The organism is Neptuniibacter sp. QD37_11 (assembly GCF_047778105.1).
GTDB lineage: Bacteria > Pseudomonadota > Gammaproteobacteria > Pseudomonadales > Balneatricaceae > Neptuniibacter.
Map to the genome: position 1 here is coordinate 1,616,196 of NZ_CP180552.1, position 23,333 is coordinate 1,639,528.

Annotated in this window: 21 protein-coding genes; 17 read left to right on the forward strand and 4 right to left on the reverse strand. The window is 44.4% G+C overall.

Features of this window, described 5'->3' with window-relative positions; translation table 11 throughout:
* Positions 1-65 precede the first annotated feature (65 nt).
* The 5 genes from sohB (at position 66) to ACMXYT_RS07370 (ending at position 4,634) form a co-directional block, all read left to right on the forward strand.
* Positions 66-1,127 carry a protease SohB gene (gene sohB / locus ACMXYT_RS07350; protein ID WP_415900982.1) on the forward strand — a complete coding sequence of 354 codons (1,062 nt, stop codon included), beginning with the start codon at positions 66-68 and terminating at the stop codon, positions 1,125-1,127.
* Positions 1,128-1,365: 238 nt separating this feature from the next.
* Positions 1,366-2,025 carry a TetR/AcrR family transcriptional regulator gene (locus tag ACMXYT_RS07355; protein WP_415900983.1) on the forward strand — a complete coding sequence of 220 codons (660 nt, stop codon included), beginning with the start codon at positions 1,366-1,368 and terminating at the stop codon, positions 2,023-2,025.
* 4 nt (positions 2,026-2,029) lie between these two features.
* Positions 2,030-2,509 carry a L,D-transpeptidase family protein gene (locus tag ACMXYT_RS07360; RefSeq protein WP_415901108.1) on the forward strand — a complete coding sequence of 160 codons (480 nt, stop codon included), beginning with the start codon at positions 2,030-2,032 and terminating at the stop codon, positions 2,507-2,509.
* 5 nt (positions 2,510-2,514) lie between these two features.
* Entirely contained in the window at positions 2,515-3,522 is a 1,008-nt protein-coding gene (nagZ, locus tag ACMXYT_RS07365; protein ID WP_415900984.1) for a beta-N-acetylhexosaminidase, read from the forward strand.
* Positions 3,519-4,634 carry a mechanosensitive ion channel family protein gene (locus ACMXYT_RS07370; RefSeq protein WP_415900985.1) on the forward strand — a complete coding sequence of 372 codons (1,116 nt, stop codon included), beginning with the start codon at positions 3,519-3,521 and terminating at the stop codon, positions 4,632-4,634. Before nagZ ends, ACMXYT_RS07370 begins: the two co-directional genes overlap by 4 nt.
* A 49-nt stretch (positions 4,635-4,683) precedes the next feature.
* Here ACMXYT_RS07370 and ACMXYT_RS07375 read toward each other — a convergent pair whose 3' ends face one another.
* On the reverse strand, positions 4,684-5,400 hold the full coding sequence (locus ACMXYT_RS07375; protein ID WP_415900986.1) for a CsiV family protein: 717 nt from the start codon (positions 5,398-5,400) through the stop codon (positions 4,684-4,686).
* The gene (gene mfd, locus ACMXYT_RS07380; RefSeq protein WP_415900987.1) at positions 5,397-8,849 is read right to left on the reverse strand and encodes a transcription-repair coupling factor; all 3,453 of its coding nucleotides are present in this window, start codon (positions 8,847-8,849) and stop codon (positions 5,397-5,399) included. The genes ACMXYT_RS07375 and mfd overlap by 4 nt, the downstream gene beginning before the upstream one ends.
* Before the next feature lie 275 nt (positions 8,850-9,124).
* Between mfd and ACMXYT_RS07385 the strand changes: the two genes are divergently transcribed.
* The 10 genes from ACMXYT_RS07385 (at position 9,125) to sthA (ending at position 19,505) form a co-directional block, all read left to right on the forward strand.
* Positions 9,125-10,558: a glyceraldehyde-3-phosphate dehydrogenase gene (locus ACMXYT_RS07385; RefSeq protein WP_415900988.1), complete on the forward strand. Its 1,434-nt coding sequence runs from the start codon at positions 9,125-9,127 to the stop codon at positions 10,556-10,558.
* Positions 10,559-10,874: 316 nt separating this feature from the next.
* Entirely contained in the window at positions 10,875-12,215 is a 1,341-nt protein-coding gene (locus ACMXYT_RS07390) for a Na(+)-translocating NADH-quinone reductase subunit A (RefSeq protein ID WP_415900989.1), read from the forward strand.
* A gap of 2 nt (positions 12,216-12,217) precedes the next feature.
* Positions 12,218-13,429: an NADH:ubiquinone reductase (Na(+)-transporting) subunit B gene (locus tag ACMXYT_RS07395; RefSeq protein ID WP_415884849.1), complete on the forward strand. Its 1,212-nt coding sequence runs from the start codon at positions 12,218-12,220 to the stop codon at positions 13,427-13,429.
* Positions 13,416-14,192, forward strand: a complete 777-nt coding sequence (locus ACMXYT_RS07400; RefSeq protein ID WP_415884508.1) for a Na(+)-translocating NADH-quinone reductase subunit C — start codon at positions 13,416-13,418, stop codon at positions 14,190-14,192. The genes ACMXYT_RS07395 and ACMXYT_RS07400 overlap by 14 nt, the downstream gene beginning before the upstream one ends.
* 3 nt (positions 14,193-14,195) lie before the next feature.
* Positions 14,196-14,855, forward strand: a complete 660-nt coding sequence (locus tag ACMXYT_RS07405) for an NADH:ubiquinone reductase (Na(+)-transporting) subunit D (RefSeq protein ID WP_415884509.1) — start codon at positions 14,196-14,198, stop codon at positions 14,853-14,855.
* Positions 14,855-15,463 carry an NADH:ubiquinone reductase (Na(+)-transporting) subunit E gene (nqrE, locus tag ACMXYT_RS07410; RefSeq protein ID WP_415884510.1) on the forward strand — a complete coding sequence of 203 codons (609 nt, stop codon included), beginning with the start codon at positions 14,855-14,857 and terminating at the stop codon, positions 15,461-15,463. The genes ACMXYT_RS07405 and nqrE overlap by 1 nt, the downstream gene beginning before the upstream one ends.
* A gap of 33 nt (positions 15,464-15,496) precedes the next feature.
* The gene (nqrF, locus tag ACMXYT_RS07415; RefSeq protein WP_415884511.1) at positions 15,497-16,723 is read left to right on the forward strand and encodes an NADH:ubiquinone reductase (Na(+)-transporting) subunit F; all 1,227 of its coding nucleotides are present in this window, start codon (positions 15,497-15,499) and stop codon (positions 16,721-16,723) included.
* Between the two features lie 133 nt (positions 16,724-16,856).
* On the forward strand, positions 16,857-17,765 hold the full coding sequence (locus ACMXYT_RS07420) for an FAD:protein FMN transferase (protein ID WP_415900991.1): 909 nt from the start codon (positions 16,857-16,859) through the stop codon (positions 17,763-17,765).
* Between the two features lie 9 nt (positions 17,766-17,774).
* Positions 17,775-18,014 (forward strand): (Na+)-NQR maturation NqrM, encoded by a 240-nt coding sequence (gene nqrM, locus ACMXYT_RS07425; protein WP_415884513.1) that lies wholly within the window; start codon positions 17,775-17,777, stop codon positions 18,012-18,014.
* Between the two features lie 87 nt (positions 18,015-18,101).
* Entirely contained in the window at positions 18,102-19,505 is a 1,404-nt protein-coding gene (sthA, locus tag ACMXYT_RS07430; RefSeq protein ID WP_415900992.1) for a Si-specific NAD(P)(+) transhydrogenase, read from the forward strand.
* A gap of 42 nt (positions 19,506-19,547) precedes the next feature.
* On the opposite strand, the gene ACMXYT_RS07435 is transcribed toward sthA, so the two are convergent.
* Together ACMXYT_RS07435 and ACMXYT_RS07440 are read right to left on the reverse strand one after the other, a co-directional pair.
* Positions 19,548-20,084: a substrate-binding periplasmic protein gene (locus ACMXYT_RS07435; protein WP_415900993.1), complete on the reverse strand. Its 537-nt coding sequence runs from the start codon at positions 20,082-20,084 to the stop codon at positions 19,548-19,550.
* A 268-nt stretch (positions 20,085-20,352) separates the two neighbouring features.
* Positions 20,353-22,581 carry an NADP-dependent isocitrate dehydrogenase gene (locus tag ACMXYT_RS07440; protein WP_415900994.1) on the reverse strand — a complete coding sequence of 743 codons (2,229 nt, stop codon included), beginning with the start codon at positions 22,579-22,581 and terminating at the stop codon, positions 20,353-20,355.
* Positions 22,582-22,954: 373 nt separating this feature from the next.
* On the opposite strand from ACMXYT_RS07440, the gene ACMXYT_RS07445 reads away from it, so the two are divergent.
* A complete protein-coding gene (locus tag ACMXYT_RS07445; RefSeq protein WP_415912106.1) occupies positions 22,955-23,143 on the forward strand; it encodes an oxidoreductase-like domain-containing protein in 189 nt (62 codons plus the stop codon).
* 14 nt (positions 23,144-23,157) lie between these two features.
* Complete coding sequence (locus ACMXYT_RS07450) at positions 23,158-23,319, forward strand: hypothetical protein (RefSeq protein ID WP_415884518.1); 162 nt, start codon at positions 23,158-23,160, stop codon at positions 23,317-23,319.
* Positions 23,320-23,333 lie beyond the last annotated feature (14 nt).

Here is a 23,333-nt window from a genome sequence, read left to right on the forward strand (position 1 = left end):
GTAAAAGGGGGATTTATGATACATTAGCGGTCCTTCTACTTATAGTTTATTTCGGAGTTTTCTCTGTGGTTGAATTTTTCAGTGAATACGGCCTGTTTTTGGCTAAATCGGTAACTATTGTTATTGCCATTATTGCGGTTGTTGCAGGTATTGCTGTTGTTTCTTCTCGTTCTCGTAAAGATGGTCATCAAGGTGAGATTGAAGTGACTCATTTTAATGATGAGCTTTTGGATATGAAGGAAGCGCTAGAAGATGCGATTCTAGATAAAGAAACGCTAAAAGCGATGCAGAAAGAAGAGAAAAAGAAAGAAAAAGAAGAGAAAAAAGCGCGTAAGAAAAACCCGCCGAAAGAAGATGAGCCACGTCGTAAGCGTATCTACGTTTTGGATTTTGATGGTGATGTTAAAGCAAGTGAAGTTGAACCTTTCCGTCAAGAAGTGTCAGCAGTTTTGATGATGGCAGAGCCGCAGGACGAAGTTGTGATCCGTCTTGAGAGTCCTGGTGGTATGGTGCATGAGTATGGTCTTGCGTCTTCTCAAATTGAGCGTATCAAGCGTAAAGAGATTCCTCTAACGATCTGTGTAGATCGAGTTGCAGCAAGTGGCGGTTACATGATGGCGTGTTTAGCGGACAAGTTGATTGCTGCGCCATTTGCCATTGTTGGTTCTATCGGTGTGATCGCTCAGTTGCCTAACTTCCATAAGTTGCTAAAGAAAAACGATATCGATTTTGAAGTGCTAACAGCGGGCGAATATAAGCGTACTTTGACTGTGTTTGGTGAGAATACTGATAAAGGTCGTGAGAAGTTTAAGGAAGAGTTAGAAGAAACGCATGAGCTGTTTAAGAACTTTGTGCACGAGTACCGCGACGTTGTTGATATCGATAAGGTGGCTACAGGTGAAATTTGGTTTGGCAAACAGGCGCTTGATGTCAACTTAGTTGATGAGTTGATGACATCCGATCAGTACTTAATGGATGCGTCAGATGAGAGTGATATTTTCGAAGTTCGTTACGAACAGAAGAAGACGCTACAAGACAAGATCTCTGATATGGCTGCGGATTCTAGCGATAAGGTTTTAACAAAGTGGTGGAGCCGCTTAACGCGCCAAAACATCATTAATCGCTAATCTATTTGGCTGGGGAGGTGATTCCAAATGAACACCTCCTTAGTTTTTATGCTTTCATTTCCTATTCATTTCTCCTTGTTATTCTTCCTTCCTAATTTACCAATTCGTGTAACAAGTAAGCTTGTTTCATAAATTGGTAGTAAACAAAGATTTACACGCAATAATGACTTGATTTATTACGGGTGATTATCGTTATAATTCATCCATCATTTGTTTGAAACGCTGGTTTGGAGTACTGATGCATCACAAGGGAACATCGGCAAGTATTGTGCAGGCTGCTGAAACATTGTTTGCTGAACAGGGGTTTGCTGAAACAACTGTTCGTCAGATAACCAGTCGCGCAGACGTTAACTTAGCAGCTATCAACTACCATTTTGGTTCGAAAAAAGGCTTGATTCAGGCCGTTGCTGAAAAGTTTCTAGAACCCTTGTGCGATGAACTCGGCCTGATGTTGGATCAACGTCTTGCTAATGCGGATGGTCAACAGCCTTCTCTCGAAGAGCTTTTAGAAATGCTGATGCGCGCTTTGCTTTTGGTAAATCGCGACAACGTCAATGCTCTATCTGTATTTATGAGGCTGCTAGAGCTGTCTTATATGAAGAATCAAGAAGAGCTGCGCGATTTCTTGATCGAACGTTATAGTGAGAAAGTTCAGCCTTTCATCAAGCTCCTACGTCAAGATTCTGCACCGATGGAAGATGATGAGTTTTTCTGGAGGCTTCATTTCCTTCTTGGTTCCATTACTTTTACTTTGTCGAACTTCCATACACTCAATGCGATCGAAAAGCGCGAGTTCCAAGGGAGTGCAGAAGTAGAGCAGATCCTACATCGAATGATTCCTGTTTTGTCTGCTGGCCTTCAGGCGCGTGCTGATAAAACTTACTTCTGCCGTTTGTAATCCTATGCTCTGCATTAGGGTATCTATCGCTCGACAAACATTGGAACTGTCGAGCGGCACAAAACTGCTGCAGAGCTATGCCATTTCTACAGCGCTTAATGGTCCGGGCGAACAAAAGAATAGTGGTTGTACGCCAAGAGGCCGTCACTATATTCGCGCTATGATCGGCTCGGACGCTCAAGAAAACGCTGTTTTTGTTGGTCGACGCCAAACTGGCGAAATCTATTCGCAAGAGCTGGCTGATGCTTATCCTAATCGTGATTGGATCCTAACTCGGATCATGTGGCTCTCTGGTCTAGAAATTGGTCGTAACCGCTTGGGTGAAGTTGATACCATGCAGCGCTATGTCTACATACACGGTACGCCAGATACGGAACCTATGGGAGTGGCTAAATCTCATGGATGTATTCGTATGAGAAACAGCGATTTGATTCAGCTATTCTCGAAAGTGTCAGCCGGTACATCTGTTTTAATTGAAGAATAATCTCTATGTCTGAAGTTACTCTGTTTCTAGACCTTGAAGGTACGGAATTAACCGCTGAAGAAAAGGATCTCCTAAAACATCCTTTCATCGGTGGCGTTATTTTATTTGCACGTAATACGGAAAACGCAGAGCAAGTTGAGGCACTTGTGGCTTCTATGCGAGCGATTCGTGAAGAGCTTGTGATTAGTATCGATCAAGAGGGTGGTCGAGTTCAGCGTTTGAAGCAGGGGGTTACAGTGCTGCCTCCGGTCAAAGCAATTTCGAAACGATTCTCAGGGTCTTCAGAGGGCGTTATTGCAGTAAAAGAGCTTGGCTATCTGATGGCGGCGGAGTTGCGTCAGCTTGATGTCGATCTGAGCTTCGCACCGGTTTTGGATGTCGATTACGGGCGTAATACGGTAATCGGCAATCGTGCGTTTGGTGAAGACTATGAAACAGTGACTGAGCTCTCTGCTGCGTATATAGAGGGTATGCGCTCAGCAGGTATGTCGGCTACTGGTAAGCATTTTCCTGGTCATGGCTGGGCAGATGCAGATACCCACCATGCTGATGCTATAGACGGTCGATCTTTTGATGAGTTATGGAAGACCGATATGGTGCCGTTTAGGCAGGCCGTTGATAACAAACTCGAAGCGATGATGTTTGCGCACGTGCTTTATCCTGAGTGCGATTCTTCTCCAGCCGGTTTTTCCTCTTTCTGGTTGGATGAGACCTTGAGAAAGAAAATGGGCTTCGGTGGAATTATCTTTAGTGACGACCTGAGTATGAAAGCGGCCCATAGTGCAGGTGGTTATGCGGAGCGTGCTGATAAGGCGATAGCTTCGGGTTGTCAGGCTTTGCTGTGTTGTAATGAGCGCCAAGGTACATTGGATATCCTTAAGTACTTGGAAGCGTCTGATTTCAAACCTTTGAAAGAGATATCCTCTCTTAGAGGTAAAGAGTGGAATAGGGATGAGGAGCGTTTAAGTGCTGCTCGCGTACTTGCAAATGATTTGCTGGATGTGACGTTATGATCGATATGTTAAATCAGTTATTAACTGAGCACTTTCCTGACTATAGTGATTCTGCATGGATCATCTTATCCGTAGCTGTTTGTGTGATTGCGGTTGTTGCTGATCTTGTTGCGCGCTCAACAATCAGTCAGTTAATGAAGCAAGCGGAAAAAACTAAAATCCTTTGGGACGATGTTTTTCTGAATTCATTTAGCCGGCCGGCACTGTTTTTAATCTGGTTGGCAGCAGGTTATTGGTTAATACAGCTATTCGAACAGAACTTTGCCATTGAAGTGCTGGGTGATGATAACCCGTTACCTAAACTGGTTCCTGTGATTCTATTGGCGTGGTCATGCTTGCGCTTCCTAAAGCGGTTAGAGCAAGTTCTGGTGATGCCAGATCGTATGAAGAAACCTATGGATCCAACTACAGTTGGAGCCTTGGGTAGGCTTCTACGCTTAATTGTTTCCATCATTATTGTTCTGATCATTATGCAGAGCTATGGCTACAGTATCTCAGGTATTTTGGCGTTTGGTGGTATCGGTGGTATTGCGGTTGGTTTTGCTGCTAAAGATCTTTTGGCTAACTTCTTTGGTGGCTTGATGATTTACCTAGATCGTCCATTTAAAGTGGGTGACTGGATTCGTTCGCCTGATCAACAGATCGAAGGTACCGTAGAAGATATAGGTTGGCGCCAGACTCGAATTCGTACATTTGATAAGCGCCCGTTATACGTGCCGAATTCTACTTTCACCAACATCTCGGTTGAAAATCCGTCACGAATGACGAATCGTCGTATCTACGAATATATTGGAATTCGTTACGATGATTCTGCTCAGGTTTTAGAAGTGATCAAAGCGGTTAAAGCGATGCTTCGAATGCATCCTGAGATCGACCAGCAACAAACGTTGATTGTTAACTTAGATCGTTTTGGTCCTTCTTCGCTAGATTTCTTTATCTATACCTTCACCAAGACGACTGATTGGATTCGTTTCCACGAGATTAAGCAGGATGTCATGATGCAGATAATGCAGATTGTTGAAGAGAAGGGTGCTGAATTTGCTTTCCCAACTACGACTGTTCACTTAAGCGGTGAGTTGCCTGAGTTAGTTAAAGAATCAGAAGGGAATTGAGATTTACATTTTTCCAATGTAAATAAAAACCGGCAGCTAGCCGGTTTTTTTATTCTGTCTCAAGAGGGGTTATTTCAACCAAAATTCCCATGAGTGGGTGGTCAATATAGTGAAGTTCTTCAGATTTCATTCGCCTTGCTTGATTCTGATGTGCAGTTACTACTTCAGGGATTATAGGGAAGGCAGAAATAGTCTCAGCTATTGCTTGTTTGTCTCCGCTATCGCCTTGCATAGTCAGCAAGGCTTCGGTCTGGGTTTCTTCTTCGGCCGCTGTAGGTGCATTGTTGCTAGGCGCAACCAAGTGGCTGATATATAGGTCAGGGCGGAAATGTAAGTAGCGACCACGACCAACAGCAATGTGACCTTCAAGCTCTTGCATGCCGTTATCTAAAACGCGACCTGCACTGATTTTGATAGGGCGAGGGTTCTGGGTATGTGATACAGGTTGCGTCCAAGCTTCGTGGAAAAGAACACGATAGTCGCCGCTATTATTTAGGCGGTTTTTAACATTTTTTAGGCTGTGGCGACTGCTTGGTAGGCTCTGGTATGCTGTTGGGTTTTCACCCGCGCCAGGTTTGCCTTTAAGTGCTACGGCGCGATCACGCAATGGAATTTCGTTAATCTCTGGCCAGAATTCCTCGTGGATTGCCATAGGATCATTGTTGGCAAAAATAATAACCTCTACTTTATACCAGCTGTTAGCAAATGCGCTGCTGCTGAAAATAAGTATTAAGGGTAGGAATATCGCTTTTAGCATTATCTTCATGATGTTTTAACTGCCAGATCACTCATAAGGCGTTCTACCGCTTTAAAGCGTTCTTCGGTTTTCTCCATATCTAAACTGAATCGCAGTTTGTCTGCGCCCTCAAGTTTATATTTTTGTGGCTGATTTTGAACCATTTTTACTAAAGTTAACGGATCTACTTTCGCATCAGTGGCAAATTCGATTCTGCCGACCTCGCTACCAGCATCAATTTTAACAATATTCATGGCTTCGGCGCGTAGTTTTAACTCAGTTAGCCTGAAGAGATTCTTAACCTGATCGGGTAGCAGTCCAAAGCGATCAATCATCTCTATTTGTAGCTCTTTGAGTTCAGTGGCTGAGTTGGCATTAGCGATACGCTTGTACAATATTAATCGGCTATGCACATCCGGCAGATATTCATCTGGGATCAACGCAGATAGATGTAAGTTTACATCAACACCTTGCTTGATCGGCTGATCCATATTTGGTGTTTTGCCTTCTTTAATGGATTCAACCGCTTGTTCTAGCATCTCCATAAATAGGGAGAAGCCAACCGTTTGCATCTGACCGCTTTGCTCTTCACCCAGTAATTCACCCGCACCTCGAATCTCTAGATCGTGCGTTGCAAGGGTAAAGCCTGCGCCAAGGTCGTCTGCGGACTCTATCGCTTCAAGACGCTTGATCGCATCTTTGGTCATTGCTTTCTTATGCGGTGTCAAAAGATAAGCATAAGCTTGGTGGTGTGAACGTCCTACACGACCTCGTAATTGGTGTAGTTGAGCTAGACCGAATTTATCGGCGCGATCGATTATGATGGTGTTAGCATTAGGGACATCTATGCCGGTTTCGATAATGGTCGTACAAAGCAAGATGTTGTAGCGTTTATGGTAGAAGTCAGACATGACTTGTTCGAGTTCACGCTCACGCATTTGGCCGTGACCAATACCGATTCGAGCTTCTGGGACCAGTTCTTGTAACTCTTCTGCTGTTTTCTCAATACTCTTCACTTCGTTGTGTAGGTAATAGACCTGACCGCCACGAAGTAGCTCACGCAAAATAGCTTCTTTGACTAGAGTTGTGTCGCTATAACGAACAAAGGTTTTAACGGAAAGTCGTTTCGCTGGTGGTGTTGCAATGATAGATAGGTCGCGAATGCCAGACATCGCCATATTTAGCGTGCGAGGAATTGGTGTTGCAGTAAGAGTTAGAATGTCGACTTCAGAGCGAAGCGATTTTAGGCGCTCTTTCTGCTGGACACCGAAACGATGTTCTTCATCAATAATTACTAGGCCTAGATCTTTGAAATTGATGTCGCCAGAGAGCAGTTTATGGGTGCCAACAACGATGTCGACGCTACCGGCCTCTAGCTTATCTAGAATGGTGCTTTGCTGCTTACCTGTTCTAAAACGTGAGATAAGCTCGACATTTACCGGCCAGTCAGCAAAACGGTCTTGGAAGTTCTGGTAGTGTTGCTGTGCGAGTAGTGTAGTAGGTACAAGAATAACGACTTGTTTGCCGCTTTGTACTGCCATGAATGCTGCGCGCATAGCAACTTCTGTTTTACCAAAACCTACGTCCCCGCATACCAAACGGTCCATAGGCTGAACTGCGGTCATATCTCGAATAACGTTGCCAATGGCTGCGGCTTGATCCGGTGTTTCCTCAAATGGGAAGGTGGCAGCGAATTGTAAGTACTGCTCATCAGGATCGCTAAACTGGAATCCGATACGCGAAGCACGGCGAGCATAGATATCAAGTAGTTCGGCTGCTGCATCACGTGCTTTTTCGGCTGCTTTACGTTTGGCTTTGGACCATTGCTCAGTGCCAAGTCGGTGCAGTGGTGCATGTTCATCACCTGCACCGGTGTAACGACTGATCAGGTGGAGCGCAGATACGGGTACGTAGAGCTTTGCTTCATCTGCGTATTCAAGTGTTAGGAATTCGTTAGTTTGGCCTTCGAGCTCGATAGTCTGTAGACCGAGATAGCGGCCTACACCGTGATCTAAGTGAACAACAGGCGAGCCTGGATTTAACTCTGATAGGTTACGAATAACCTGGTCATTCTGTTCCTGCTCTTTGCTACGTCTGCGGCGTTGGAATACTTGATGGCCAAACAGTTGAGTTTCAGTGATGAGATGCAACTGCCCTGAGATGGAAAGGCCTTGCTCAAGAGGGTATTCCGTGATGGCGAGGTCGTAATCAGACTCACAGAATGCTTGCCAGTTATCAACTTGGTTAGGCTTAACATTAATACGTGCAAGAAGTTCTAATAATGCTTCTCGACGACCAGCTGATTCGGCACAAAATAGAACCGCGCCATCGCGTTCTGCTAAGAAGCCTTGTAATGCCGTTAGCGGCTCTTTCAGTTGTGAGTTGACCGGAAGTGAAGGTGGTTCGGTGCAAGGAAGATTGCTGCGACCTTGTTTTTCATCAATAGGGTCGCTAGATAGGCTAATGCGGCCATATTGCTTTAATGCAGAGAACAGTTCGCTAGTGGAGATGAACAGTTCGTTCGGCGACAGTACAGGGTTAGTAATGTCGTGACGTCGCTGTTCATAACGTTCATTAACTTCTTGTGCGAATAGTTCTGCGGTAGCTTCAAGCTCACTATCAACAATGATTTGTGTTTGTTCGGGCAATGAGGCAAACAGAGAGCTGCATTCTTCAAAGAATAGGGGCAGATAATATTCAATACCCGGTGAGGTCATGCCATCAGAGATGTTGGTGTAAACAGGGCACTGTCTGTAATCAACATCAAATCGCTCACGCCAACGTGATTTAAAACCGCTAATGGCGCGTGTGTCGAACGGAAACTCTTTTGCCGGTAGTAAGTTGATCGCGTCGATCTGCTCAATTGATCTCTGCGTCTCGGGATCGAATGTTCTAAGCGTTTCAATTTCATCATCGAACAATTCGATTCGGAAAGGGTAAGTACTACCCGTCGGAAATAGATCGATGATGGATCCACGGAAGGCAAATTCGCCATGTTCCATAACAGCGTCGACTGCGTGATATCCAGCGTCGATAAGCTGTTTACGAAGATGTTCTGGATTAATGGTTTGTTCAAGTTTTAGATCAAAACAATTCGCTGCAATAAAATCAGTGGGTGCTGTTCTATGCATTAACGTACTTAAAGGTACGATCAATATTCCTTTGCTTAAATTGGGTAGCCTATTTAGCGTAGAAATACGTTCGGATATGATGTCTTGATGCGGAGAAAATGTATCGTACGGCAGTGTTTCCCAATCTGGGAATGAAAGAATTTCAAGTGAGTTGCTATCACTGGAGAAGAAACTTACTTCATCGTGTAACCGGTTCGCTGTGTTTGTATCGTTGGTTATGACTAAAGTGAAGCCATTAAACTGATTTGCTGCGTCTGTAATTAATAGGCCGGTACCTGCACCATAGGCTTGTCCGATCTGCTTCTTATCGCCGGGGCCTGTGGGTAGAGAGTAGTTCAGTTGCAGCACAGAGTTGCTCCTTTAATATGCGCTAACCAATAGTAAATCGGGTAGTTTAACCGTTGTAGATGTAATTGGTAGTTTTGAACTGGGGTAAATGGATAAATATAAGTCTTATTCAGTAGGACAAAATATATGGTTCCAAAGTCTATCATGCTGCATTTGCTCAAAAGGGTGGAAAAGAGGATAATGCGCGCACCAAATTTTTAGGGTCCGACTAATACTTGTAATCTGACTGTGTTAGTAGGGTACCAACGAGTTGACAAAACTTTTTGGAGTTTCATGTGAGCCAAGATCAAGTTTTTACAGATTGGAAAGAACGCGAAGCCTTAGCTGAAGCTATGGTTCCACTAGTAGGTAGTCTATACCGTGACCAGAACATCGAATCTTCAGTATTCGGTCGTCTGATCATCAAACGTTCTGTTATCGATATCCTAAAAGCACACCGTTTCGTGCGTCAGGTTGAAGAGCAGGAACTAACTGTAGTAGATACTTTTCCAATTCTGGAAGCTGTTAAAAACCTGAATGTACGCAATGCGCACATCGATGCAGGTAAGCTAGCAGTTAAATATCGCACAGAAGGTAACGGTCAGGACCTAGAAACATTCCTGAAAGCTGAGCTTGCTGATGCAATTGGCACGGAAGAGCGTGAACCTACTGATGTCGTTCTATACGGTTTCGGTCGTATCGGTCGTCTGCTTGCTCGTCTTCTTATCGAGCGTACTGGTGGTGGTCAAGCACTTCGCCTACGTGCAATCGTTGTACGTAAAGGTGCTGCAGCACGTGATCTAGAAAAACGTGCTAGCTTGCTACGTCGTGACTCTGTTCACGGTTCTTTTAAAGGCACTATCACAGTTGATGAAGAGAACAACACAATCACTGCTAACGGTAACGTTATTCAGGTGATCTTCGCTAACTCTCCAGACGAAATTGATTACACTGCTTACGGCATCAATAATGCAATGATTATTGATAACACTGGTAAGTGGCGTGATAAAGAAGGTCTATCGCTGCACCTTCAATCTAAAGGCGCTTCTCGTGCAGTTCTTACTGCACCAGGTAAAGGCGTTAAGAATATCGTTATGGGTGTTAACGATGGTGATATCTCTCCAGAAGATACGATCCTATCTGCTGCGTCTTGTACTACAAACGCAATCACGCCAGTACTAAAAGCGGTATACGATAAGTTCGGTATTGAGAATGGTCACGTTGAGACTGTTCACGCTTACACTAACGACCAGAACCTAATCGACAATTACCACAAAGGTGACCGTCGTGGTCGCGCTGCTGGTCTAAACATGGTTATCACTGAAACAGGTGCTGCTAAAGCTGTATCTAAAGCACTTCCAGCAATGGAAGGTAAGCTTACTGGTAACGCTATCCGTGTTCCAACACCAAACGTTTCAATGGCTATTCTTAACCTGAACCTAGAAAGCGAAACTGACAAAGAAGAGCTAAATGCTTACCTTCGTGAAGCTGCGCTACACGGTGCTATGCAGAAGCAGATCGACTACAGCAACTCTCCAGAAGCTGTATCTACTGACTTCGTTGGTTCTCGTGCTGCAGGTGTTGTTGATGCGTTGGCTACAATTGCTGGTGGTAAGCGTTGCGTACTTTACGTTTGGTACGATAACGAATTCGGTTATAGCTGCCAGGTTATCCGCATGATGCAGAAAATGGCTCAGTGCACTCTACCAGCTTTCCCGAAAGAAGCTTAAGTGTAGCGAGTTGATTAAAAAGCCACCTATAGGGTGGCTTTTTATTTGCCTTATGTATCATATTTCTATCAGTTATATATATATAACTACAAATTCCACCGCTAAAAGGCAAGATAATCGGCTGGAACGCGCTGATATTGCAGGGTCTTTGTAGAAAAATGACACGTCGCTCAGGTATACTTAGCCAGATTTTTGGGTGGGGTAATTCCATTTTCGAAATAACTACAAGATATCGACTACGTTCGGGGACAGGCCGTGTCGGAATCAAGATCGATTTTGGAATCCTGAAAGAATTTAACGTAATTGGGTGAGGCGTATGATCAAGATCAACAAAGGTCTGGATCTACCGATCACGGGCGCTCCTGAGCAATCTATTATAGATGGCCCAGCAGTAGACTCCGTTGCCGTAGTCGGCTTTGACTATGTAGGTATGAAACCTACCATGGCCGTCAAGGTAGGTGATCGAGTAAAACTCGGTCAAGTGATCTTTTCCGATAAGAAAACCGAAGGCGTTAATTACACAGCACCAGGTGCGGGTGTAGTTAAGGCGATTAACCGTGGTGAGCGTCGTGCACTTCAATCAGTAGTGATTGAGTTGGACGGTGATGAAGCGGTTGAATTTAACAAATATAGTGCCAATGAGCTGGCTGGATTGACGCGCGAACAAGTGCAAGACAATCTAGTTAATTCTGGTTTGTGGACTGCGCTTCGCACACGTCCATTCAGCCGTGTACCTCAGCCAGGTACTACTCCAAACTCTATTTTTGTTACAGCAATGGATACCAATCCATTAGCAGGTGACCCAGCTGTCATCATCGCTGAACAAAAAGAAGCATTCTCCCAGGGTCTTACTATTCTGACTAAGCTGTCTGAAACGACTGTTTATCTATGTAAAGCGCCGGGTGCTGATATTCCATCTGCTGATGGTGTGACAGTAGAAGAGTTTGAGGGTGGTCACCCTGCAGGTAATGCTGGTACGCATATCCACTTCCTTGATCCTGTATCTCAGGAGAAAACAGTTTGGACAATCGGTTATCAGGATGTGATTGCAGTTGGTAAATTATTTACCGAAGGTAAGCTTTTCACTGATCGTGTTGTTGCTGTTAGTGGTCCTCGTGCGGCAAAGCCAGGTCTGTTGCGAACTCGTTTGGGTGCGAGCTTCGAACAGCTTCTTGCTGGTGCGCAGAAAGAAGATCATAACCGTATTATCAGTGGTTCTGTTTGGAATGGTCGTACAGCTACTGAAGGCGCGTTTGCTTACCTTGGTCGTTACGCAAACCAGATCACTATCCTAGAAGAAGGCGATAAGCGTGAATTTATGGGCTGGGTAGTTCCTGGTACAAATAAGTTCTCTGTGCTTAATGTATTCGCTTCCTTCCTGAATCGTTCTAAGAAGTTTGACTTTACAACGACTACGAACGGTTCTGAGCGAGCTATGGTTCCGGTTGGTCAGTTCGAACAGCTAATGCCAATGGATATTCTTCCTACGCAATTGCTGCGTGCGCTAGTAACAGGTGACATTGTTCATGCAATGGAACTAGGTTGCCTAGAGCTGGACGAAGAAGACCTCGCGCTGTGCACATTTGCCTGCCCAGGTAAATATGAGTACGGCCCAATCCTTCGCGACAATTTGACGCGTATCGAGAAAGAGGCCTGATCATGAGCTTGAGAAATATTCTTGATAAAATGGAGCCGCACTTCCATAAGGGCGGTAAGTATGAAAATTGGTATGCGCTTTACGAAGCTGCAGATACTATTTTCTACACTCCGGGTTATGTAACTAAAACAGCAGCTCACGTACGCGACGCAGTCGACCTGAAGCGTATGATGATCTTGGTGTGGATGTGTACATTCCCAGCAATTTTCTTCGGTATGTACAACGTTGGTTTGCAGGCAAATACTGCAATGGAAACGATGGGCATCACCGAGCCAACATCTTGGCAAGCAGCACTAGCTGGCGCTATTTCGGGTTTTAACCCTGATAGTGTGTGGGACAACATCATTCTTGGTGCTGCCTACTGGCTACCAATCTACATCGTTACCTTTGTAGTGGGTGGTTTCTGGGAAGTATTGTTTGCAATGAAACGTGGCCACGAAGTAAACGAAGGCTTCTTCGTAACTTCTGTTCTTTTTGCTTTGATTCTTCCTCCAAGCATTCCGCTATGGCAGGTTGCTCTAGGTATCAGTTTTGGTGTTGTAATTGGTAAAGAAGTATTCGGTGGTACCGGTAAAAACTTCCTTAACCCGGCGCTAACTGGTCGTGCATTCCTGTTCTTTGCTTACCCAGCGCAGATGTCTGGCGACGCAATCTGGACTGCAGTTGATGGCTTCTCTGGTGCGACAGCGCTTAGCCTTGCTGCTTCTGGCGGTGTTGATGCAATTCTTGCGCAGAACATCACTTGGTTCGATGCATTTATCGGTACAATCCAAGGTTCTGTAGGTGAAGTATCTACACTAGCGATTGCTGCAGGTGGTCTAGTACTGCTTATTGCTAAAGTTGCTGCATGGCGCATCGTTGCTGGTGTCTTCTTGGGCATGGTTGCTACTTCTACGCTATTTAACCTGATCGGCTCTGAAACAAACCCTATGTTTGGTCTGCCATTCTACTGGCACCTAGTATTGGGTGGTTTTGCCTTTGGTATGTTCTTCATGGCGACAGACCCTGTGTCTGCATCTATGACAAACAAAGGTAAGTGGTACTTCGGTGCTTTGGTTGGTGTAATGGTTGTATTGATCCGTGTGGTTAACCCAGCATTCCCAGAAGGTATGATGCTGGCGATCCTATTTGCGAACTTGTTCGCACCGTTGATCGACAACTTTGTTGTTCAGGCAAACATCAAACGGAGGTTGGCGCGCAATGTCAGCAAGTAATGACACTATCGGTAAGACTATTACCGTTACAGTTCTTTTATGTGTTGTCTGCTCGGTAATCGTATCTGCGGCTGCTGTACTGCTTAAACCTAAGCAGGTAGCAAACAAGGATCAAGACCGTAAGAGCAACATTCTTACTGCAGCTGGTATCTCTGATGCTAATAAATCAGTAGACGAGTTGTTTGCTCAGATCACTACTAAGTACGTTGATCTAGAGACCGGCAAATTCACTACAGATGTTCCAGCTAAATACGACGCTAAGAAAGCAGCTAAAGACCCTCAATTGGGTAAAGTGCTGACTAAAGATGTAGATATCGCTTCTATCAAGTATCAGGCTAAGGTTATGCCTGTATACCTAGTAGAAAAAGATGGTCAGATTGAGAAATTGATCTTGCCGGTACACGGCTACGGTCTGTGGTCTACACTTTACGGATTCTTGGCGCTAGAAGGTGACTTGAATACAGTTGTTGGTTTTGGTTTCTACTCTCACGCTGAGACTCCTGGTCTAGGTGGTGAAGTTGATAACCCGAACTGGAAAGCGCTATGGCCAGGTAAAGAAATTTACCCTGCAGGTTCTATGGAACCAGCGATTGGCTTAATCAAGGGCACTGTAGATTCGTCTAACCCAAAAGCTAAGCATCAGATTGATGGCCTAGCAGGTGCGACGTTGACTGCAAACGGTGTTACGAACCTAGTTCAATTCTGGATGGGTTCAAACGGTTATGCACCGTTCTTGGCTAACCTGAAAGCAGGGGGGGCGTAAGCGATGTCACAAGCTAAAGAAGTACTGAGTACTCCAGTATTTAAGAACAACCCAATCGGTCTTCAGATCCTTGGTGTATGTTCTGCGTTGGCGGTTACCTCTAACTTAAATACTGCTCTAGTAATGACTATGGCAGTAATTGCGGTAACAGCATTCTCGAACTTGTTTGTATCGATTATCCGTAATCATATTCCAAGCAGTGTTCGAATCATCTGTCAGATGACTATCATCGCGTCATTGGTAATCGTTGTTGACCAGATTCTTAAAGCTTTTGCTTACGATGTATCTAAGCAGCTTTCTGTATTCGTAGGTCTGATCATTACTAACTGTATCGTAATGGGTCGTGCTGAAGCCTTCGCTATGAAGAACCCTCCAGGTATCTCCTTTATGGATGGTATCGGTAACGGTCTAGGTTACGGTGTGGTTCTAATCTTCGTAGGTTTCCTACGTGAGCTATTCGGCGCAGGTAAATTGTTTGGCTACGAAGTTCTGCCTCTAGTAAACGATGGCGGCTGGTACTTGGCGAACGGTATGATGCTGTTGCCACCAAGTGCATTCTTCATCATTGGTATGTTCATCTGGTTGACTCGTACTTTCTACAAAGATCAAGTAGAAGCTCCAGAGTTTGAGCTAGCTAAAAATACTAAGAAGGAGGCTGTGTAATGGAACAGTTAATCAGCCTTGCCGTTAAGGCGATTTTCGTTGAAAACATGGCGCTAGCATTCTTCCTAGGGATGTGTACTTTCTTGGCGATTTCCAAGAAGGTTCAAACGTCTCTAGGTTTGGGTATTGCTGTAGTCGTTGTGTTGGCAATCACAACACCTGTAAACAACCTAATCTTTAACTTGCTTCTTCGTGAAGGCGCGCTTGCATGGGCGGGTTACCCTGAAGTTGATTTGAGCTTCCTTGGTTACATCTCTTACATTGGTGTAATCGCGGCGATGGTACAGATCCTTGAGATGTTCTTGGATAAATACGTACCAGCTCTATACAACTCTCTAGGTGTATTCCTACCTTTGATCACAGTTAACTGTGCAATCATGGGTGCGGCACTATTCATGGTAGAGCGTGACTACACTTTCGGTGAGTCAGTGGTTTACGGTGTAAGTGCAGGTATCGGTTGGGCGCTAGCTATTACAGCGCTTGCGGGTATCCGTGAAAAACTTAAATACAGCGACGTACCAGAAGGTCTACGTGGTCTGGGCATTACCTTCATCACTGTTGGTTTGATGTCTCTAGGCTTCATGTCTTTCTCTGGTGTATCTCTTTAATGCCAACATGGTCGACAAAGGAAGGATTAGCCAATGAATGCTGAAATCGTTCTAGGTGTTGTCATGTTTACTGCTGTGGTGCTTGCACTAGTAGCAGTAATTTTGGCAGCTCGCTCTAAACTAGTAAGTTCTGGTGACGTTACGATTAACATCAATAACGATCCAGAAAAATCAATCACAGTACCTGCTGGCGGTAAACTGCTACAGACACTTGCTGATTCGGGTATTTTCATCCCGTCTGCTTGTGGTGGCGGTGGTACTTGCGCACAGTGTAAATGTGAAGTTCACGCGGGTGGTGGTTCTATGCTACCAACTGAAGAATCTCACTTTACAATGCGTGAAGCTAAAGAAGGCTGGCGTTTATCTTGTCAGGTGGCTGTTAAGCAGGACATGGACATCGAACTTGAAGAAGAGATCTTCGGTGTTCAGAAGTGGGAATGTACTGTTGAGTCTAACCCTAACGTTGCTACGTTCATCAAAGAGCTGACTCTACGTCTGCCAGAAGGTGAGAATGTAGACTTCCGTGCAGGTGGTTATGTTCAGCTAGAGTGCCCACCTCACGTTGTTAACTATAAAGATTTTGTGATCCAGGAAGAGTATCGTGGTGATTGGGATCAGTTCAACATGTGGCAGTATGTGTCTACTGTAACTGAGCCAACTATCCGTGCTTACTCTATGGCGAACTACCCAGAAGAGCGTGGTGTTGTTAAATTTAACATCCGTATCGCGTCTCCACCTCCGGGTACCGATCACCCGCCGGGTATCATGTCTTCTTACGTATTCAACCTTGTTGAAGGTGATAAGATCACTGTTTACGGTCCATTTGGTGAATTCTTCGCGACTGATAACGACAGCGAAATGGTATTCATCGGTGGTGGTGCTGGTATGGCGCCAATGCGTTCACACATCTTTGACCAGCTTAAGCGTTTGAACTCTACTCGTAAGATCTCGTTCTGGTACGGTGCACGTTCTTTGCGTGAATCGTTCTACAACGAAGAATACGACATGCTTCAGGATGAGAATGATAACTTTAAGTGGCACTTAGCGTTATCTGACCCTCAGCCAGAAGATAACTGGGATGGTATGACTGGCTTCATCCATAACGTATTGTATGAAAACTATCTGAAGGACCATGAAGCGCCTGAAGATTGTGAGTACTACATGTGTGGACCGCCAATGATGAACTCCGCTGTAATCCAGATGCTTCTAGATCTGGGTGTAGAGCGTGAGAATATCTTCCTTGATGACTTCGGTGGTTAAGTAAGATATGTTTGTCAGAAGACAAGCCTACAAATGGCCGGCAGCTCAGCTGCTGGCCATTTTGTTTTTATTGGCTTTGTTATCGGCCTGTAAGGAAAAGCCTCCTGAGGTTAAATCTCATCAAGGTTTAACAATGGGAACGACTTATACGGTCAAGTGGATTCCTATTCAGAATCAACCTGCTATCAACCCAGTGGTTTTCAATCAGGCTTTGCTAGAAGTAAATCAAGCAATGTCGACCTACATTGATGATTCCGAACTTTCTCTTATCAATAAGCTTCCTGCGGGAAGTTCTGTTGAGCTTTCTAATGATCTAGCCTTCCTTTTGTCCAAATCCATCGATATAAGTGCTCTTTCTTCAGGTGCGTTTGATGTAACTGTTGGGCCACTTGTGAATTTGTGGGGCTTTGGGCCGGATGGGCGTATAATTAAGGCGCCATCCCAGCTTGAGATTCAGCAGGTTCAGCAAGAGATCGGTTATAACTATTTGGAACTTAATGGCAAAAAGCTAACTAAAGAGAAGGCTAGTTATATTGATCTATCGGCGATTGCTAAAGGATACGGTGTAGATGTGCTTGCGACTTTACTAGAGGAGCAGGGTGTTGAAAGCTATCTTGTTGAAATTGGTGGCGAGTTGCGCGCTAAAGGGTTGAAGCCTGATGGTAGTGAGTGGAAGATTGCTATCGAGTCTCCAACAGCGGGATTTGATCGCTCGGTGCAACGAATTATCGCAGTGAAAGATGTAGGTATAGCTACGTCGGGAGATTACCGAAACTATTTTGAAGAGAATGGTGTTCGTTTTTCTCATACAATAGATCCGTCGACTGGTAGTCCGATTACGCATAGATTAGCATCTGTTACTGTGCTGATGCCGAGTTGCGCCGAGGCTGATGCCTATGCCACAGCGATGATGGTTATGGGCGAAGAGAGGGCGCAAGCCTTTGCACTTGAGAACGGTATCGAAGCATTTTTTATCATTAAAGCTGAGAGTGGATTCGTTGAGAAAATGACTCCTGGTTTTAAACAATATCTGGTTCAATAGGTTTTAATTATGAGCACAATTATCTTATCTTTTGTCATCTTGTTATGTGTCATAGTCGCCATGTCTGTTGGCGTGATTTTAGGTCGAAAGCCTATTAGTGGTTCTTGTGGTGGTTTGGCGAATGTCGGCATTGAAGGTAAGTGCAGCATTTGCGGTGATGACCCTCAAAAATGTGAAGAAGAGCAAGATAGACAAGCTAAAGAAGAAGCATCTGCAGATCTAAGTTACGAAGTTAAATCTAAAGAATAATTGAGAGCTACGTAACTAAGAGTAAGCTGTTCTTAATAAAAAGATCAGCTGAAACAATAAGATATAATTATAAGATAGGGGTAAATGATGGCGGTATATGACTATGATGTCATTGTGATAGGTTCCGGTCCTGCTGGTGAAGGTGCAGCAATGAATGCCGCGAAAAAAGGGCGTCGAGTAGCTGTTATCGAAGAGCAGGAGGCCGTAGGTGGTAACTGTACGCATAAAGGTACAATCCCATCTAAAGCGCTTCGCCACTCTGTAAAACAGATCATAGAATTTAACACTAACCCTATGTTCCGTGATATCGGTGAGCCACGTTGGTTCTCCTTTCCTAAGGTTTTAAAGCGTGCAGAGAAGGTTATGTCCAGCCAGGTAATGCTGCGTACTAACTTCTATGCGCGTAACCGTATTGATGTTTTCTTCGGTGTAGCTGAATTTGAAGACAAAAATACAATTATTGTTCGTGGTACCTCCAAGGGTGATGAGATACTGCGTGCTAAGAACGTTGTAATTGCAACAGGTTCGCGTCCTTATACGCCAGCTGATATCGACTTTAACCATCCTCGTATCTATAACTCTGATACAGTTCTCAAGTTAAGCCATACGCCTCGCACATTGATCATCTATGGAGCTGGGGTTATCGGTTCTGAGTACGCTTCGATTTTCAGCGGCTTGGGTGTAAAAGTTGATTTGGTTGATAGTCAGAGCCGTCTACTGTCTTTCTTGGATGCTGAGATCTCTGATTCATTGAGCTATCACCTTCGTAACAATGCTGTGAAGATTCGTCATAACGAAACTTATGAAAGTGTCGTAGCTGATGAGCGTGGTGTTACGCTTACGCTTCAGTCTGGTAAGAAGATTCGCGCAGATGCTTTCCTATGGTGTAATGGCCGTAGCGGTAACACTGAGACGCTTAAGTTAGAGAACATCGGCCTAAAGGCTAATAGCCGTGGTCAGCTAGAAGTTGATGATCATTACCGTACATCTTGTGAAGGTATCTATGCTGCGGGTGACGTTGTAGGGTGGCCAAGCCTTGCTTCTGCTGCGCTTGATCAGGGGCGTGCTGCTGCTGCAGATATGTTGTCTGCTGAAGACTTCCGTTATATCAATGAAGTACCTACGGGTATCTACACAATCCCAGAAATTAGCTCTGTAGGTAAAACTGAAGAAGAGCTAACAAAAGAATGTGTGCCTTATGAAGTGGGTCAGGCTTTCTTTAAAGACACTGCGCGTGCGCAGATCTATGGTCAGCCAGTTGGTATGCTTAAGATTCTATTTAATCGCGATACCTTAGAGATTCTGGGTATCCATTGCTTTGGTGAGCATGCCTCGGAGATCGTTCATATCGGTCAGGCTATTATGGCTCAGGAAGGCGAAGCCAATACGCTTAAGTACTTCATCAATACTACGTTTAACTATCCAACAATGGCTGAGGCTTATAGAGTTGCGGCTATTGCGGGCTTAAACCGTATTGCGAATCTTTCATAAGAATTCTATGTCAGTTAAAAAAGCACGCTTTTGCGTGCTTTTTTATTGTCTGCAGTAACGTACGGCCTTATTGAACTGTTCTAAAAACAAGGGTTGTGAAACTAGAAAATCTTTCGAGAAATAAACTCCAAGAGGTTTGTTTCGATTCAGTGCGGATCTAACTTTTTCTTTATGCCCAAATTCATCGATCAAGCTATTCATGACCTGATCGTTTGCTAGGATTGCATCAACTCGACCACTAAGAAGGAAGGAAAGCAGCTTTTGATTATCTTGTGGCGGGTTATTTATGGTTTGAAAGTCATTTTGTAGAAGCCACTTTTGCATATTGGCCCCTAAGAAGCTGGTAACTACACCTCTCTGCTTAAAGTCGTCTGCCGATGGCTCAAGTGCGTTGTTTTTCAGCAAATACCAAGTCCATTTCTGTTCAGCAATAATTTCTGACATAACCGCGTATCTGTCGCGATCAAGGTTATGCGATGCGGCAAAAAAGCCTTCTGCTGCATTGTGTCGCACCATGCTTTGAGCGCGTTTCCAAGGTGTAATAATTATTTCTAAAGAATGGTCGGGTATTTGTGTCATAGCGCATTTGACTACTTCTACGGCCGTGCCAGTAATTATTTTGTCTTGTATGTAGCTATAAGGTGGGAGCTGATGTGTAGTCAGTCTAACGTTGTCTGCTATAGCTATCTGAGGCGCTATAAAGAGGCATGCTAATGAGCATAGTTTGAATAGGTTTCTCATTGGGCTACCGAACTGATTTCGCTCTTTGCCTATGAGTATAGTAAAGACTGTTGTAGATAATAAAAAACCCGGCTTTAAGCCGGGTTTTTCGTTAGCGGATCGCTAATTATTTAGTTGCTGCTGCAAGTGCTGCATTTAGTGTAGCGCTTGGACGCATAACCTTCTTAACTAATTCGCGTTTAGCGTGGTAGTAACCGTCAAGTTCTGCCGGAGAGCCTTGGCACTCAGCAAGCTCAGAGATAATCTGATCTTCTTGGCTTGTTAGTGTTTCAGCAAGCTCTTTAAAGTCTGCTGCAAGTTCTGGATCTTCAGTTTGAGCAGCTACTTCTTGTGCCCAGAATAGGCCTAGGTAGAAGTGGCTGCCACGGTTATCTAGCTCACCAGTCTTACGAGAAGGAGATTTGTTCTCTTCTAGTAGTCGGCCAGTAGCTGCATCTAGTGTTTTAGAAAGTACGGCAGCGCGTTTGTTGCCCTGCTTGATGCCTAGGTCTTCAAGAGAAACGGCTAGTGCTAGGAATTCACCTAGGGAATCCCAACGAAGGTGGTTCTCTTCTTCAACCTGTTGTACGTGCTTAGGAGCAGAACCGCCTGCGCCAGTTTCGTACATGCCGCCACCTTTAAGCATTGGTACAATCGATAGCATTTTCGCAGAAGTGCCAAGCTCAATGATTGGGAATAGGTCAGTTAGGTAGTCACGTAGTACGTTACCAGTAACAGAGATCGTGTCTTTGCCACGAACCATGCGATCCATAGTGAAACGAATTGCTTGGCTGTAAGACTTAACGTAAATTTCTAGACCGTCAGTGTCGTGATCTTTCAGGTATTCGTTAACTTTCTTAGTTAGTTCAAGATCGTGCGCACGTTCTTGATCTAGCCAGAAGATAGCAGGAGTATCGGACTGACGCGCGCGAGTAACAGCTAGTTTAACCCAGTCACGGATTGGCTCATCTTTAGTTTGACATGCACGCCAGATGTCGCCTTTCTCAACTTCGTGTTCCATAAGAACAGTACCGTCCGCAGCTACTACACGCATTGTGCCTGCTTCAGTTTCGAAAGTTTTGTCGTGAGAACCGTATTCTTCTGCTTTCTTAGCCATCAAGCCAACGTTTGGCACTGTACCAATTTTAGTTGGGTCGAAAGCGCCGTTTGTTTTACAGAAGTTGATCATGTCTTGGTAGATTCGTGCGTAAGTACGCTCTGGCATTACTGCTTTAGTATCTTTCGGACGACCATCAGGGCCCCACATTTTGCCGCCATTACGAATCATTGCTGGCATAGACGCGTCAACAATTACGTCCGAAGGAACGTGTAGGTTAGTGATGCCTTTTACAGAATCAACCATCGCCATTTCTGGACGATGTTCGTGGCAAGCGTGGATCGCTTCTTCAATCTCTTCACGTTTAGAGCGCGGTAGGTCAGCGATCTTATCGTATACGCTACCAATACCATTATTTGGGTTTACGCCAAGTTCTTCGAAGAAGTCGCCGTACTCATCGAATAGCTCTTTGTAGAATACAGTTACAGCGTGACCGAAAACGATAGGGTGGGAAACCTTCATCATCGTAGCTTTAACGTGTAGTGACCACATAACGCCAGTTTCTTGTGCGTCTTGTAGAGTCTCTTCGAAGAATTCACGTAGTGCTTTGCAGCTCATGCGCATGCTGTCGAAGATTTCACCTTTTTCTAGGCTAACTTCTTTCTTAACTTCAACGTTGCCAGCTGGATCTACGAATTCGATACGAACTGTGCCAGCTTCTTCCATTGTTAGGGATTGCTCGCTAGAAAAGAAGTCGCCTTCGCGCATGTAATCAGCGTGTGTGCGAGAAGCCTTGCTCCATTTACCCATCGAGTGTGGGAATTTTTTAGCGAAAGCTTTTACCGCACCAGGTGCGCGACGGTCAGAGTTACCTTCACGAAGAACTGGGTTTACAGCAGAGCCAAGGATTTTTGAGTAGCGCTGCTGTGCATCTACATCTTCATCAGACTTTGGATCTTCTGGGTAATCAGGGATATCGTAGCCCTGGCCTTGAAGCTCAGTGATGCATGCTTTTAGCTGAGGGATTGAAGCACTGATATTTGGAAGCTTGATGATGTTTGCTTCCGGATCTTGAGTTAGTTCGCCTAGAAACTTTAGGCCATCTTCAACACGCTGTTCTGCAGTAAGCTTCTCAGGGAAGGCGGATAGTACACGCCCAGCTAAAGAGATATCTGTGATTTTTACGTCGATGTCTGCTGCAGAAGTGAAAGCTCTTACGATTGGCAGAAGTGAACATGTCGCCAAGGATGGTGCTTCGTCGGTTAGGGTGTAATAGATGGTTTGTTTTTTTGTAGTCATTGTAATCCCCAAAGTTTTATGGCAGTGCGGCCAAGGGTTTAAATCAAGGTGGCTTGTGGCCGCCTTTCTCCACTATTTTTAAACCCGATGGTTGTAATTTAGTGACAGAATTATACTGAAATTAGACGCCGAGTCATACGTCTGGCCTATGTACTTATGGCTAATGTTGTTGTGTTTTTACAACTTTTTTTTAATTTTGCGCTTGTTGCAGTGCGAAAAAGCACTAACCCATTAGTTTTTTTGTAGTTCGACTACTATTTATAGCTTACTTTTGTTGCAGTTTTTGTATTGAATTAGTCTGTGATACTTTAGGTTTAGTCGCGATATCAAAAGGAGATTTGTCTTGTAAAATGGACTTATGAATGAGGTTTATATGAGTTCTAAAGAAAAGCCGATTCCTCCTGGTGATTTTGAGTGTTGCGAAAGTGGGTGTTCTCAATGTGTCTGGGATATCTATTTTGATGAGCTGGATCAGTGGAAAGCTGAGCAAAAACCTAAACAACCAAATCAAGCTCAAGACTCTTACGAAAAACGTGGAGCTGAGTCACAAGACAGACGCTAAGCGGTGGGTGATTTATGTCAGGTAAAGTTGTTAGTTTGGATGCTTCTAGAGAGAAGGCAAAACACAAGAAAAAAGAAGAAAAGTTAGAATCTATTCAGAAAAGATTCGAAAAGGCTTTACCCTCAAAAGAAACTGATTCAAAGAAGAAGTTGCTGGATATTTTTAAGAAGAAGTAATTTTGTATTAATTG

What these genes read in the sequence shown, in the direction of transcription:
- ACMXYT_RS07355 (WP_415900983.1), top strand. Translation starts at nt 1,366, where the DNA reads ATGCATCACAAGGGAACATCGGCAAGTATTGTGCAGGCTGCTGAAACA.
- ACMXYT_RS07360 (WP_415901108.1), top strand. Translation starts at nt 2,030, where the DNA reads ATGCTCTGCATTAGGGTATCTATCGCTCGACAAACATTGGAACTGTCG.
- nagZ (WP_415900984.1), top strand. Translation starts at nt 2,515, where the DNA reads ATGTCTGAAGTTACTCTGTTTCTAGACCTTGAAGGTACGGAATTAACC.
- ACMXYT_RS07370 (WP_415900985.1), top strand. Translation starts at nt 3,519, where the DNA reads ATGATCGATATGTTAAATCAGTTATTAACTGAGCACTTTCCTGACTAT.
- ACMXYT_RS07375 (WP_415900986.1), bottom strand. Translation starts at nt 5,400, where the DNA reads ATGAAGATAATGCTAAAAGCGATATTCCTACCCTTAATACTTATTTTC.
- ACMXYT_RS07390 (WP_415900989.1), top strand. Translation starts at nt 10,875, where the DNA reads ATGATCAAGATCAACAAAGGTCTGGATCTACCGATCACGGGCGCTCCT.
- ACMXYT_RS07395 (WP_415884849.1), top strand. Translation starts at nt 12,218, where the DNA reads ATGAGCTTGAGAAATATTCTTGATAAAATGGAGCCGCACTTCCATAAG.
- ACMXYT_RS07400 (WP_415884508.1), top strand. Translation starts at nt 13,416, where the DNA reads ATGTCAGCAAGTAATGACACTATCGGTAAGACTATTACCGTTACAGTT.
- ACMXYT_RS07405 (WP_415884509.1), top strand. Translation starts at nt 14,196, where the DNA reads ATGTCACAAGCTAAAGAAGTACTGAGTACTCCAGTATTTAAGAACAAC.
- nqrE (WP_415884510.1), top strand. Translation starts at nt 14,855, where the DNA reads ATGGAACAGTTAATCAGCCTTGCCGTTAAGGCGATTTTCGTTGAAAAC.
- nqrF (WP_415884511.1), top strand. Translation starts at nt 15,497, where the DNA reads ATGAATGCTGAAATCGTTCTAGGTGTTGTCATGTTTACTGCTGTGGTG.
- ACMXYT_RS07420 (WP_415900991.1), top strand. Translation starts at nt 16,857, where the DNA reads ATGGGAACGACTTATACGGTCAAGTGGATTCCTATTCAGAATCAACCT.
- nqrM (WP_415884513.1), top strand. Translation starts at nt 17,775, where the DNA reads ATGAGCACAATTATCTTATCTTTTGTCATCTTGTTATGTGTCATAGTC.
- sthA (WP_415900992.1), top strand. Translation starts at nt 18,102, where the DNA reads ATGGCGGTATATGACTATGATGTCATTGTGATAGGTTCCGGTCCTGCT.
- ACMXYT_RS07435 (WP_415900993.1), bottom strand. Translation starts at nt 20,084, where the DNA reads ATGACACAAATACCCGACCATTCTTTAGAAATAATTATTACACCTTGG.
- ACMXYT_RS07440 (WP_415900994.1), bottom strand. Translation starts at nt 22,581, where the DNA reads ATGACTACAAAAAAACAAACCATCTATTACACCCTAACCGACGAAGCA.
- ACMXYT_RS07445 (WP_415912106.1), top strand. Translation starts at nt 22,955, where the DNA reads ATGAGTTCTAAAGAAAAGCCGATTCCTCCTGGTGATTTTGAGTGTTGC.
- ACMXYT_RS07450 (WP_415884518.1), top strand. Translation starts at nt 23,158, where the DNA reads ATGTCAGGTAAAGTTGTTAGTTTGGATGCTTCTAGAGAGAAGGCAAAA.